Raw genomic sequence first — 12,670 nt, forward strand, 5'->3', positions numbered from 1 at the left:
CGTTTCGAGACCATTCAGCATGCCAGCCGCGTGATCGGCGACTGGATACGTTTTTACAACCACCAGCGTCCACACCAGGCGCTGGGAATGAAGACCCCGGCTGAAGCATTTGCATTAGCCGCATAACCTGAGCAGATTTCGCTGGGTCAATACAGAGTTGTTGAATAAACTTCAGTAGTCCAACACTAACGAAAAGGCTGAAGGGTCTCTCGGTGTCAACGATGGTGGCTCGGCCCAAGGTACCAATTCTGCATATCAACAGATCGCCAGCTTGTGGACTACAGCGCTTGTTGATCTCTGTGTGCTCTTCTTCTGAAATATATCTGCAGTCGTCAAACGACACTCTTTTGCCGTCAATATCTTTCACGGAAATGAAAGGAATTCCGGACTCGATGTAGCTTGGTGTGTGATGGGTTCCGTCTGTGATTTGAGTCGCTAAATTCCCGAGCTGCTCAAACAGCCAGTTGGTAGGTAGCGCAAACTTTTCCTTTTCAGCCGGAATTTTCTCAAGTGGCTTGTCCTTCTTGATCTTCCCTTCTTTCACCAGCTTCGCCTTTTCGGCGGCGATTTTCTTGAGGAGTTCGCTGGCAGGTTCGTCCTTGGGGTCTTGGGGGACGAGCTTGCCCATCACGGCGAGTTGCAGGATGGTTTGCTTGAGCTGGTCGATGCTCTCTTCGGTGATGAAGAGAGTGTCGAAGTGCTCGGCGATGCGCTGCCAGCTGCTGGCGAACTGCGCGTGGTCGGCGGCGCTGGTCAGGGCGTTCAACAAGGTTTCCACCAGCGTCTGATGAGCGCCGAGGCTGGCTTCGGTCTGTTGCTCCAGCTGGTCACACAGCGCCATCAGCTCGTCGACTTTAGCGACGATGCGGTGTTGTTCGGCGAGTGGTGGAAGCGGAACTGCTAACGACTGGATTTGAAGTCGAGAGACGTTCTTCATTGAGCTGCTGGTTCCGCCAGCAACCTGAAGGTAGTACCTGCGCGCACCAGAGCTGTTATTGAATAGCGACAGATATGGCGCACACACTTCTTGGCTGAATTTGAAGCGGATGATCTTGTCGCTCATCATCAACTTAGCCGGGGCGTCATCCTGAACAACGACTGAGCGCGCGACTAACTCGGCCGTATTTGCGCGGGAGATCAGGAAGTCTCCTGGTTTCACTTCGTATTCCGGAACCGGATCAAGATTGGCTGGCAGCGCCTTGTTCTCCGCCGCATTGAATACCCCCCAAGTTACGGCGCTTACTTTCAGCACGCCCCAATCGTTACCGACTCTGGGCACCTCTTCGCACTTTGGACTCCAGCCTGCTTCAGATTGAAGTGATACGTTGTCCAGACGGCACCACGCCCACCCAGAAGGCGACGGGAACACGGCTTCATCGTTGCCAACGGAGGGTATTGGCTTGTCCTTCTTGATCTTTCCCGCCTTCACCAGCTTCGCCTTCTCAGCTGCGATCTTCTTGAGCAGTTCGCTGGCGGGTTCGTCCGAGGGGTCTTGCGGCACCAGAAGGCCGCGCACGGCTAGCTCCAGAATCAGCTCGCGCAACTTCTTGATGCCGTAGAGCTCGACCTTGCTGGATGAGCCCCGGCCTGCAGTGGAGCGGCGCTTGATGGCGGCGGTCCACAGGTCGAGGTGCCGGGTGATGAGCCCTTCGACAGGCTCAGGGCGAACGGCAGTCTTCGACATCAGTGCCTCTCCGTCAGCGCAGCGGAGAGGATGCCCTTGAGCTGGTCGCGCAGGGACTGGATGTCTTGCTGCTGGGCTTGGTATTGCGCGAGCAGTTCAGCGGGATCGTGGCTGATCTGTTCGCCGACGTGGGGGTTCTTGATGTCGAGGTTGTAGTTGCGTGCGGCGATGTCTTCAAGGCTGACCTTCCAGGCCTGCGGCGTTTCCTTGCGGGCCTTGAAGCCATCGGCCTCATCGCCCCACCAGGCGCATTCGGTGGCGAACTCTTCGACCTGCATGGGGCGGGTCTTGTTGTAGCTGGTGACGCCCTCGGGGTAGGGGTGCTCGTAGAACCAGACTTCCCTGGTCGCGGGCCATTCGGCCTCGGGCTTCTTGGTGAAGAAGAGGATGTTGGTCTTGATGCCGGTGTAGGGGTTGAAGACGCCATTGGGCAGCCGCACGATGGTGTGCAGGTGGCATTGCTCCAGCAGCATCTGCTTGAGGCGGGTCTTCATGCCTTCGCCGAAGAGGAAGCCATCGGGCAGCACGACGGCGGCGCGGCCGTGGCTCTTGAGCAGCTTGACGACCAAGGCCATGAAAAGATCGGCTGTTTCGCGGGTGCGCAGGGTGGCGGGGAACTGGTTTTCGACGCCGTCTTCTTCCATGCCGCCGAAGGGCGGGTTGGTGATGATGACGTGCACGCGGTCGGCGTCGCCGTAGTCCTTGTAGGCACGACGGCTGAGCATGTTGTCGTGCTCGATCTGGGTGGGGGTGTCGATGCCGTGCAGGATCATGTTGGTGGTGCACAGCATGTGCGGCAGGGCTTTCTTCTCGACGCCGTGGATGCTGGCGACGAGCAGGGCTTCGTCGGCCGCGTTCTTCACGTACTTCTTCTTGTGATCGATGCTGCAGGCGAGGAAGCCGCCGGTGCCGCAGGCGGGGTCGAGCACGCTTTCGTCGAGCTTGGGGTCGACGCGGTCGACGATGAACTTGGTGACGGCGCGCGGGGTGTAGAACTCGCCGGCGTTGCCGGCGCTTTGCAGGTCTTTGAGGATCTGCTCGTAAATGCTGCCGAAGGTGTGGCGGTCTTGGGTGTTGTTGAAGTTGATCTCGCAGATCTTGTTGATGACCTGCCGCATGAGGGTGCCGGACTTCATGTAGTTATAGGCATCCTCAAACACGTTGCGGATGACCAGGGCGCGCTTGCCTTGGGGCCCGCTCACGGCGAGCTTGTACTTCAGCGTGTCGAAGAGCTCACTGACGAACTTGCTGAGTTCATCGCCCGTCATGCCCTCAGGATCGGCCGCCCAATTGCGCCAGCGCAGGTGCTCGGGCAAAGGGGATTTGTACGCGTCTTCAAGCAGCTCGATTTCGGCTTCGCGGTCATCGTAGATCTTGAGGAAGAACATCCAGACGAGCTGGCTGATGCGCTGGGCGTCGCCGTCGACGCCGACATCCTTGCGCATGATGTCCTGGATGGATTTGATGATGCCGCTGACATTGCTCATTGAAATTCCAGAATTACTTAGCTTGCTTTTTTGAAGAGTTCGGTTTCAAGCGCCTGCAGCGCTTCCTCGTATTGGCCTTTTCCGCCAAATACGCCGTTGATGATTTCGACGGGAGTGCCGAGCTGCCTGAAGGGGTCGAGCTTGAGGACGTTGTTGTTCTCGATGCTGGTGATGCCTTCGTCGGCGTATTTGTCGAGCAGCGCTTCGAGTACGGCACGGGCCTTGTCGCCGTACCGAGTGAAGTAGTTGCGTTTCTTGACGTTGTTGGCGCGCTCGCTGCGGGTGAGCGGCGGCTGGTCGAAGGCGATGTGACAGATGAGGTCGAAGTCGCCGTAGTCCTTGCCGACATCCTTAGCGAGCTTGGGTAGTTCGATACCGTATTCGGCCAGTGCTTCGATGATGGCAGCTTTCTTTTTGGCGCCGTTCCACTTCTGCAGGAAGTCGTCCAGCGAGGCGAATTCCTGGCGAATGCCTTTGCGGCTGTAGTCGCGATAGCTCTCGGTGACCATCTGACCGTCTTCGCCGAGGAACTCGACGCGCTCGGAGACGATGAAGACCGTGACGCCGCCGACATGGTACTTCTTGATACCGCCCTCGCCTTCGTCGTCACCCTCTCCATCGCCTTCACCATCGGGTTCGGGGTCTGGCGGAACGGGGTCGTCGTCGTTATCCGGCTCGTAAATGACGACCGGTTCGCCATCGAAATCGGGGTCCTTGAAAAGCTCGGTGGCTTTCTTGAAATCCATGATGGTGAAGAAGTATTTGTTCTGCGACTCCTCGATGCGTGTGCCGCGCCCCACGATCTGCTTGAAGGTGGTCATGGAGTTGATAGTCTTATCCAGCACGATGAGCTTGCATGTCTTGGCATCGACGCCGGTGGTGAGCAGCTCCGAGGTGGTGGCGATGACGGGGTATTTGCTCTCGGGGTCGATGAAGTTGTCCAGCTCGGCCTTGCCCTCAATGCTGTCACCGGTGATGCGCATGACGTACTTGCTGTTGTTTTTCGCGAGCTGGCCGGATGCATTGACGATGGCTTTGCGCATACGCTCGGCGTGGTCGATGTCTTCGCAGAAGATGATGGTTTTCTGGAAGGGGTCGGTCGCGTTCAACAGTTTCATCACACGCTCGGCGACGAGCTTGGTGCGCTGATTGAGAACCAGGATGCGATCCATGTCGATCTGGTTGTATTCGCGCTGCTCGATCTCGTTGCCGAGGTCGTCTTTCATGCCGGACGGCGGCGTCCAACCGTGGATGTCCTTATCGATGTCGATGCGCACAACCTTGTAGGGCGCGAGAAAGCCGTCCTGGACACCCTGCTTGAGTGAGTACGTATAGATCGGCTCGCCGAAGTAGGTGATGTTGGAGGCGTACTTGGTTTCCTTGGGTGTGGCGGTGAGGCCGAGCTGGATGGCGCCGTCAAAGTATTCGAGAATTTCTTTCCAGGCGGAATCGTCGTTGGCGCTACCGCGGTGACACTCGTCGATAACGATCAGATCGAAGAAGTCGCGCGAGACGGACTTGAAGATCTTGTCTTCTTCATCGGGGCCGGTGAGCGCCTGATACAGACCGAGATACACCTCGTAGGATGGGTCGATTTTGCGGTTGCGAATCTTGGTCATGACCGAGCCGAAGGGCTTGAAGTCATTTACCAACGTCTGGTCGGCGAGGATGTTGCGGTCGACGAGGAAGAGAATGCGGCGGGCCTTCTTGGCCTTCCACAGGCGGTAGATGATCTGAAAGGTGGTGTAGGTTTTGCCGGTGCCGGTTGCCATGACCAGCAGTAGGCGCTTTTGACCCTGAGCCACCTTTTCGATGACACGGTTGATGGCTTCGGCTTGGTAGTAGCGCGGTTCCTTGCCACTGCCGTCGTCGTAATACGGCTCAGTGACGAGCGCTTCCTCGGGTTCGGCGATGCCCCGGAAACGCTTGTAGCGCTCCCACAGTTCTTGCGGTGAGGGGAAGGTGTGCAGCCCGAATTCGGTTTCGGTGTCTTCGCCGTCTGCAGCAGTCTTGTTGTGGCTGGCGAAGCCATCACCATTCGAGCTGAAAGCGCAGGGCACGTCGAGCAGTTCGGCGTAACCCAGTGCTTGCTGCAGACCGTGGCTGACGCTGTGGTTGTTGTCTTTGGCCTCAATCACCGCGACCGGTACGCCCTTCTCTTTTTGCAGAACGTAGTCGGCGAATTTCTTTTTCTTCTTGTTGCGCGAGGACAGGTTTCCTCGCACGACGACAGGGCCCGGAGTGAGGGTGACTTCGCGACGAATCTGCGTCATCTCATCCCAACCAGCTTCAACAACGGCGGGCGTTATGAATTTCGCCGAGATGTCGGATTCGCTGAGTTCTTTCTTTTCCTTCGGGTCCATTACAGCCTCTGCTCCACGCCGGATGATGCCGTTTAATCAATTTCGTCCCTGTGCAACATCCGAAATGATAACTGCATCAAAGAAACCAAAATGCAGAAGGCCCCGACTGGGGCCCTCTGTTTCTGGATTTATTCACTATCCATGGCAGTAATTTTTCACTTACTTGGCACGGATTTCACTTTCTGTGTCATCCGACATCATCACACGTCGAGGTTCTTGGCATACAGCGCGTTCTGTTCGATGAACTCGCGGCGCGGTTCGACGTTGTCGCCCATGAGTGTTGTGAAGATCTCGTCGGCGGCAATGGCGTCGTCGATCTGGACTTTGAGCAGACGGCGTACGGCCGGGTCCATGGTGGTTTCCCACAACTGCTCGGGATTCATTTCTCCCAGACCTTTGTAGCGCTGCTTGGAGAGGCCGCGCTCGACCTCATTCAACATCCAGGTGATGCCTTCGGCGAAGGTCTTGATGACCATGCCCTTTTCACCACGGCGCATGGTGGCACCCGGGCCAATCAGACCACTGATGAGCTGCGAGGCACGGCGTATCTGCTGGTAGTCGCCGGAGATCAGGAAATCGTGTTCGATGTACGTGCGGCGCACATTGCCGTGATGCATGCGCTCGATCGACAGTTGCCAGGATTCCTTGACGTCGTCATAACGCGCATGAACCGTCACGCCGTTATCGAGCAGGGCCTGCAGGCGGGCAGCCGAAGCCTGTGCTGCGGCTTCGTCATTCACTGACAGTTCGACGTCCTGCTCCATGACGAGATGCAGCACATCCGGATCGATGTAGCTCGCCAGGCGCTGGATGACTGCTTCGGCCACGAGGTAGCCACGGGCCAGTTCCTGGAGCGCGTCTCCCGAGATGGGATCGGCGCCTTCGCGCGGCGTCAGCAGAGCTCCATCCAGGGCCAGACGCAGCAAGTGTGCGTTGAGTTCGGCGTCGTCCTTGATGTATTGCTCGTTCTTGCCGTGCTTGACCTTGTAGAGCGGGGGCTGGGCGATGTAGATATGACCACCGTCGACCAGTTCCGGCATCTGACGATAGAACAGCGTCAGCAGCAGGGTGCGGATGTGCGCGCCGTCCACGTCCGCGTCAGTCATGATGATGATGCGGTGATAGCGGAGCTTTTCAGGCTTGTAGTCGTCCTTGCCTATGCCAGTACCCAGTGCGGTGATGAGCGTGGCGATCTGTTCGGACGAGATCAGCTTGTCGAAGCGGGCACGCTCGACGTTGAGGACCTTGCCGCGCAACGGCAGGATGGCCTGGAACTTACGGTCGCGGCCCTGCTTGGCAGAGCCGCCGGCGGAGTCACCCTCGACGATGTAGAGTTCGCACAGCGAAGGATCTTTTTCCTGGCAATCGGCCAGCTTTCCGGGCAGGCCGACGCCATCCAGCACGCCTTTGCGGCGGGTCATTTCGCGTGCCTTGCGGGCGGCTTCGCGCGCGCGAGCGGCTTCGACGATCTTGCCGGTGATGGTCTTGGCGTCGTTGGGGCGTTCGAGCAGGAATTCCGCGAGTTTTTCCGCCACGACTTCTTCAACCGCCGGACGCGCTTCGGAAGACACGAGTTTCATCTTCGTCTGTGACGCGAACTTGGGGTCGGGCATCTTGACCGACAGTACGCACGCAAGACCTTCGCGCATGTCGTCGCCGCTGATGTCGACCTTGGCCTTCTTGGCGATCTCGTTTTCTTCGATGTACTTGTTGATGATGCGCGTCATCGCCGCGCGCAGGCCGGTCAGGTGCGTGCCACCGTCCGATTGCGGGATGTTGTTGGTGAAGCACAGCACCTGTTCCTGGTAGCTGTCGTTCCACTGCATGGCCACTTCGACCGTGACTTCGACTTCGTGCGCGTGACCGGTCGTGACCTTGGTGCTGCCGGACGAGTAGAACACGTTCGGATGTAGCACGGTCTTGCTGCGATTGATGTAGTCGACGAAGCCCTTCACGCCGCCGGAGAAGGCGAAGTCTTCTTCCTTGCCAGTGCGCTGATCCACCAGCCGGATGCGCACGCCGTTGTTCAGGAAGGACAGCTCGCGCAGGCGCTTGGCGAGGATTTCGTAATGGAATTCGACCTTGCCGAAGATTTCCTCGTCGGCAAGAAAGTGGACCTCGGTGCCGCGCTTCTCGGTATCGCCCAACACCTGAGGCGGAGAGACTTCGACGCCGTTCTGGACTTCGATGACGCGATTGACCGCGTTGCCGCGTGAGAACTCGAGCAGATACTTTTTGCCGTCGCGGCGGATGATCAATCGCAGCCATTGCGACAGTGCGTTGACGCAGGAGACGCCCACGCCGTGCAGGCCACCCGAGACCTTGTAGCTGTTCTGGTTGAACTTGCCACCCGCGTGGAGCACGCACATGACGATTTCGGCGGCGGAGCGCTTAGGCTCGTGCTTGTCGTCGAACTTGATGCCGACCGGAATGCCGCGACCGTTGTCGGTCACGGAAATCGAGTTGTCCGAATGGATGGTGACGACGATGTCGTCACAGTACCCCGCCAAGGCCTCGTCAATCGCGTTGTCGACGACTTCGAACACCATGTGGTGCAGGCCCGAACCGTCCGACGTGTCGCCAATGTACATCCCTGGCCGCTTGCGGACAGCTTCCAGCCCTTCGAGTTGCTGGATGGAGGATTCGTCGTATTCGTTGGTGGGGTGTGAGGTGGCTTGGTCGGACATAGGCACTCGGGGTCGCAAAGGGTACGTATACCACGAATATGGGGTCGATTCCAAACCTTGAAAGGCCGAAAACGCCCGTGCGAAGCCCGCCACGCCAGTGTCAGCGCGGGTGTGGCGGGGATTGCCGGAATGGGCTTCAGATGCGCATTGGCATCACGACTGCCTTGAACTGGTCGTTGCCAGGCAGCGTGAAGAGGGCGCTGGACATCGCTTCGTTGAGGTGGATTTCGACATCTTCATCGGCCGTATTGTTGAGCACGTCGAGAAGGTAGGTGACATTGAAACCAATCTCGAGGCCGTCGCCCTGATAGTCGACTTCGAGTTCTTCCTGTGCCTCTTCCTGCTCGGAGTTGGAGCTGATGACCTTCAGGCTGCCGGAAGACAGAACCAGGCGCAGACCACGGAACTTCTCGTTGGTCAGGATGGCAGCACGCTGCAGCGCCAACAGCAGGGGCAAGCGGCCGACCTTGATCAGTTTCGGATTGTTCGTTGGGACAACGCGTTCGTAATCCGGGAATTTTCCGTCGATGAGCTTGGTGATGAGCTCGATCGGACCGAAGCGGAAGCGCGCTTGGTTACCGACCAGCGTGATATCCACAGGGTCGTCCGAATCCGCGAGCTGGCGGGCAAGTTCGGTCACCGTCTTGCGAGGCAGGATCACCTCGGTATGTGCGAGCTCGGTTTCGAGTTCAGTGCTCGCCAGCGCCAGACGATGGCCGTCCGTGGCGACCATCCGCAGCGTCTTGCCGTCCCCGATCATGAGCAGACCGTTGAGGTAGTAGCGGATGTCCTGTGCCGCCATCGCGTATGCGACCTGGGCCAGTTGCTTGCGGAAGGTCTTCTGGCTGAGCGTGAAGCGGATGCCTTCGCCGTCCTGAAACTGCATGCGCGGATAGTCCGCGGCGGGCAAAGTTTGAAGGGCGAAGCGGCTCTTGCCCGCTTTCAGCGTCAGGCGCTTGTCGTCCAGCATCAGCGCGACTTCAGTCCCTTCGGGCAGCGCACGCAGGATGTCCTGCAGCTTGCGGGCTCCCACGGTGATGGCCGTGTCCTGGTCCCCATGGGCGCCGGAAGAGCTGGTGACGATCTGAATCTCGATATCGGTCGCCAGCAGCGTAAGGGTCTCGCCCTTTTTCTCGATCAGAACGTTGGACAGGATGGGCAACGTGTGACGTTTCTCGACGATCCCCGAGACGGACTGCAGCGGGGCCAACAGCGCGTCACGCGTAGTTGTTAACAGAAGCATTTATATAAACTCCTAGTAATGGTTAACGTCCGTCCGTGATTGTGGATAAGTCGATTTTATTTCGACTATTCAATTACTTGACTAGGTTGATCAGCTTGTGAGCAAGTCACATTCTACGTTGTGGGCGATTGGGGATCGTTTACGGAAGATGTCCCGAAATCCCTGTTGTGCACAAAGCGTACATATTACTTCCAGTCTGTTTCCCACAAGAGTTCCACCGACATGCTCATGGTCTTCGCCGGTCGACCTGTCGCAAAAGGCGCGATGGTTTTGTCCGCTAGTCCAGCGAATGTCATCGAACCGGCAGCTTTCCAGGGCTCAAAGGTCCCGTTGAACGGTGTCTTCGTTGTTGTTAACAGTCCTATATAACTTCAATAGAAATAATGGTTAACGACTGGCCTGTTCTGTGGAAAACCCTGTTTTTTATTTTTAAATCAAAGCGTTATGTATGTTGAACAGGTTGTGGAATGTCCTGCCTGAGCGTTGTGGGGAAGTGGGGATCGTTTGACGAAGGACCACCAACGACAGGCTTGTTCACATTCCGTCCCGAGCTTTCGCCGGTGGTTGTCTACATGGTTTTGCTCAACCCCGCAGCACCTGCGTCAGAACGTGAAGGTCGTGGTTGAGTTGTTGATCGTTCAGGCGCAGATCGGCGATCGTGCGACACGCATGCAGCACGGTCGTGTGGTCGCGGCCGCCGAACGCTTCGCCGATGGCAGGGAGCGAGGAGGGCGTCAGTTCCTTCGAAAGGTACATGGCAACCTGGCGCGGGCGGGCGATGTTACGGGTGCGCTTCTTGGAGAGCAGATCCGCGAGCTTGATCTTGTAGTAGTCGGCAACAGCCTTCTGAATGACCTCGAAGGTGAGTTGGCGATTGAATGCAGCCAACAGGTCGCGTAGTGCCTCGCGGGCCAGTTCGAGCGAAATATTGCGCCCATGAAAGCGCGCATACGCGACCACTTTCTTGAGCGCGCCTTCGAGTTCGCGAACATTGGAACGCAGGTGCTTGGCAATCAGGAAAGCGACATCGTCGGAAAGTTCGAGCCCGTCGACTTCCGCTTTCTTCTTGAGGATCGCTACGCGCATCTCAAGTTCGGGCGGCTCGATCTGGACCGTCAGACCCCAGTCGAAACGGGAGATGAGGCGATCTTCGAGGCCCTGGATATCCTTTGGATACGTGTCGCAGGTAATCACGATCTGCTTGCGTGCTTCGACCAGGGCGTTGAACGCATGGAAGAACTCTTCCTGCGTGCGTTCCTTGTTGCGGATGAACTGGATATCGTCGATGAGCAGCAGATCGAGCGAGCGGTAGTAGCGCTTGAAAGCGTCGAACCCCTTCTGTTGATAAGCGCGCACAACATCCGACACATAGTCTTCCGCGTGGACATAGCGAACGATGGCGCGGGGATTGTTGCGCAATACTTCGTTGCCGATGGCCTGGATAAGGTGGGTCTTACCGAGACCGACGCCGCCGTACACAAACAATGGGTTGTACGAAGTGCCCGGATTTTCGGCCACCTGCATCGCGGCTGCGCGTGCAAGATCGTTGGCGCGGCCGGTCACCAGCGTATTGAAGGTGAAGTCCCCGTTCAGTCGTGACTTGTCGCGGGCGGCGGGTGCCGGTGCCGTGATGGCCGGCGGCGTCGGTTCGGCGACGGCAAGTACTTGCTGAGGCGCCGCCGCGAGCGTCGGCGGAGCCGCGCGTACAGCGGCGGGCCGGGCGCCGTCGTTGGCGCTGGCCAGGCTCAGCGTGACGGGAACAGCGCGGCCGAAGTACTCTTCCGACAATTGTTCGATGCGGCGCAGATAGCGTTCGCGCACCCATTGCAGGACGAAACGGTTCGGGGCGACGAGCGCCAGTGAGGAAGCCTCCTCGTCGCTATTGGCTTCGAGCGCCCGGATCCAGGTATTGAATTGCTGCTGCGGCAATTCCTGTTCCAGACGGGCGAGGCAGGCGTTCCAGAATGCTTGGCTCACGGTAATTCACAAAATCCTGATGTTGACGGGTGCTCTGTCGGTCGGGTGTCGGTGGACAAATAGCCCCGCCTCGCCTGACGACGAACTGGTTCACGCTTGAAGCTTCACGGCTGTGCGAAGCTGCCGCGCAGCGGTCCCAGGAGATCCGCACGTCTGGGTGCCGTCGCCGTAGCGACGAATGGAACTCATTGATTTCTCAGGGAACCGGCGGACAGCGAGAGAACGCTCCCCCGCGCCGGGCGGGATGGAACGAGTCGGGCGTATGGCCTCCTAGGGGCTCATGTCCGCCGCGCGGCGCGAATGAGATATTACCCTCGCGGCCCGGATTTATCCACAGCCCTTCCCACAGGTTGTCCAGTTTTTTGTCTTGACAAACAGGGCGTTAGACGCTTTAATCGCGCGTTTCTCCGGAAGAAAGAAATTTCATCATGAAGCGTACCTATCAGCCCTCCGTCGTTCGTCGCAAGCGTACGCATGGTTTCCTCGTTCGCATGGCCACCAAGGGTGGTCGCAAGGTGATCGCTGCCCGCCGCGCGAAGGGCCGTCACCGCCTGGCCGTCTAAGACCGGCCCCGAGAGGCAGGTGGCGTACGCCACAGCGCTTAGCATCATGCAAGCTGCCTCCCAAAACGATGGATCGGCGGTCCGTCCGGCCTGCAAGGGCAAATACGGTTTTCCCCCGAGCTATCGTCTGCACAAAACGGATGAGTTCTCATCCGTTTTTGCTTTCCGCCGTACCATTCGCGGCGATTGCTTCGTCCTGCACTATCGGCCGAGCGATACGGGCCCGCGCCTGGGCGTGGTGGTGGCGAAGAAGCTTGCGCGCCACGCCGTCACACGCAATCTGCTCAAGCGCCTGTCGCGTGAACATTTTCGTCGCGTGCGAACGAGTTTGCCGTCGTGCGATCTGATTCTTCGCCTGTCACGTCCGGTGAAGGGCGTGAGCCGCGCACATCTGCGGCGGGACATCGCGGCCGTAATGGGCCGCCTGCCACGATGATCAAGCAATGGTTGTTGCTGCCGTTCCTCGCAGTGATCCGTTTCTACCGCTACGCGATCAGCCCGATGCTGGGCAATCGCTGTCGTTTCTATCCCAGTTGTTCCTGTTACGCCGAAGAGGCTTTGCGGCGACATGGATTGTTACGCGGCGGCGCGCTAGCGGCGTGGCGAATTTTGCGGTGCAATCCCTGGTCGGCCGGTGGCCCCGACCCGGTGCCCTGACCTTCTTCG

The 12,670-nt window shown here is 58.4% G+C and carries 9 protein-coding genes and 1 pseudogene; 4 read left to right on the forward strand and 6 right to left on the reverse strand.

Translation table 11 applies throughout. From position 1 onward, the window contains the following. The first annotated feature begins 30 nt into the window (after positions 1–30). Positions 31–126, forward strand: a complete 96-nt coding sequence (locus ACDA63_RS14830; protein WP_373664122.1) for an integrase core domain-containing protein — start codon at positions 31–33, stop codon at positions 124–126. Between the two features lie 730 nt (positions 127–856). On the opposite strand, the pseudogene ACDA63_RS14835 reads toward ACDA63_RS14830, so the two are convergent. The 6 genes and pseudogenes from ACDA63_RS14835 to dnaA all read right to left on the reverse strand — a co-directional run. After that, positions 857–1,684 (reverse strand): annotated as a pseudogene (locus ACDA63_RS14835) (hypothetical protein); the annotation flags it as partial. Next, on the reverse strand, positions 1,684–3,171 hold the full coding sequence (locus tag ACDA63_RS14840; protein WP_373664050.1) for an N-6 DNA methylase: 1,488 nt from the start codon (positions 3,169–3,171) through the stop codon (positions 1,684–1,686). The pseudogene ACDA63_RS14835 and the gene ACDA63_RS14840, both read right to left, overlap by 1 nt. Before the next feature lie 17 nt (positions 3,172–3,188). Next, positions 3,189–5,534 carry an EcoAI/FtnUII family type I restriction enzme subunit R gene (gene hsdR / locus ACDA63_RS14845; protein ID WP_373664051.1) on the reverse strand — a complete coding sequence of 782 codons (2,346 nt, stop codon included), beginning with the start codon at positions 5,532–5,534 and terminating at the stop codon, positions 3,189–3,191. A 200-nt stretch (positions 5,535–5,734) separates the two neighbouring features. Continuing rightward, on the reverse strand, positions 5,735–8,221 hold the full coding sequence (gene gyrB, locus ACDA63_RS14850) for a DNA topoisomerase (ATP-hydrolyzing) subunit B (protein ID WP_373664052.1): 2,487 nt from the start codon (positions 8,219–8,221) through the stop codon (positions 5,735–5,737). A gap of 136 nt (positions 8,222–8,357) precedes the next feature. Continuing rightward, complete coding sequence (gene dnaN, locus ACDA63_RS14855; protein WP_373664053.1) at positions 8,358–9,464, reverse strand: DNA polymerase III subunit beta; 1,107 nt, start codon at positions 9,462–9,464, stop codon at positions 8,358–8,360. Positions 9,465–10,046: 582 nt separating this feature from the next. Next, complete coding sequence (gene dnaA / locus ACDA63_RS14860; RefSeq protein ID WP_373664054.1) at positions 10,047–11,441, reverse strand: chromosomal replication initiator protein DnaA; 1,395 nt, start codon at positions 11,439–11,441, stop codon at positions 10,047–10,049. Between the two features lie 428 nt (positions 11,442–11,869). Between dnaA and rpmH the strand changes: the two genes are divergently transcribed. Genes rpmH through yidD form a run of 3 tightly spaced genes read left to right on the forward strand, consistent with a single transcriptional unit; the run spans position 11,870 to position 12,661 of the window. Then, positions 11,870–12,004: a 50S ribosomal protein L34 gene (rpmH, locus tag ACDA63_RS14865; RefSeq protein ID WP_018604832.1), complete on the forward strand. Its 135-nt coding sequence runs from the start codon at positions 11,870–11,872 to the stop codon at positions 12,002–12,004. 46 nt (positions 12,005–12,050) lie between these two features. Next, a complete protein-coding gene (gene rnpA, locus ACDA63_RS14870; protein ID WP_373664055.1) occupies positions 12,051–12,440 on the forward strand; it encodes a ribonuclease P protein component in 390 nt (129 codons plus the stop codon). Continuing rightward, positions 12,437–12,661, forward strand: a complete 225-nt coding sequence (gene yidD / locus ACDA63_RS14875) for a membrane protein insertion efficiency factor YidD (protein ID WP_373664056.1) — start codon at positions 12,437–12,439, stop codon at positions 12,659–12,661. Before rnpA ends, yidD begins: the two co-directional genes overlap by 4 nt. Positions 12,662–12,670: the final 9 nt, after the last annotated feature.

Origin of the sequence: Uliginosibacterium sp. sgz301328, from assembly GCF_041807905.1 — a bacterium.
Lineage (GTDB): Bacteria > Pseudomonadota > Gammaproteobacteria > Burkholderiales > Rhodocyclaceae > JBGVSA01.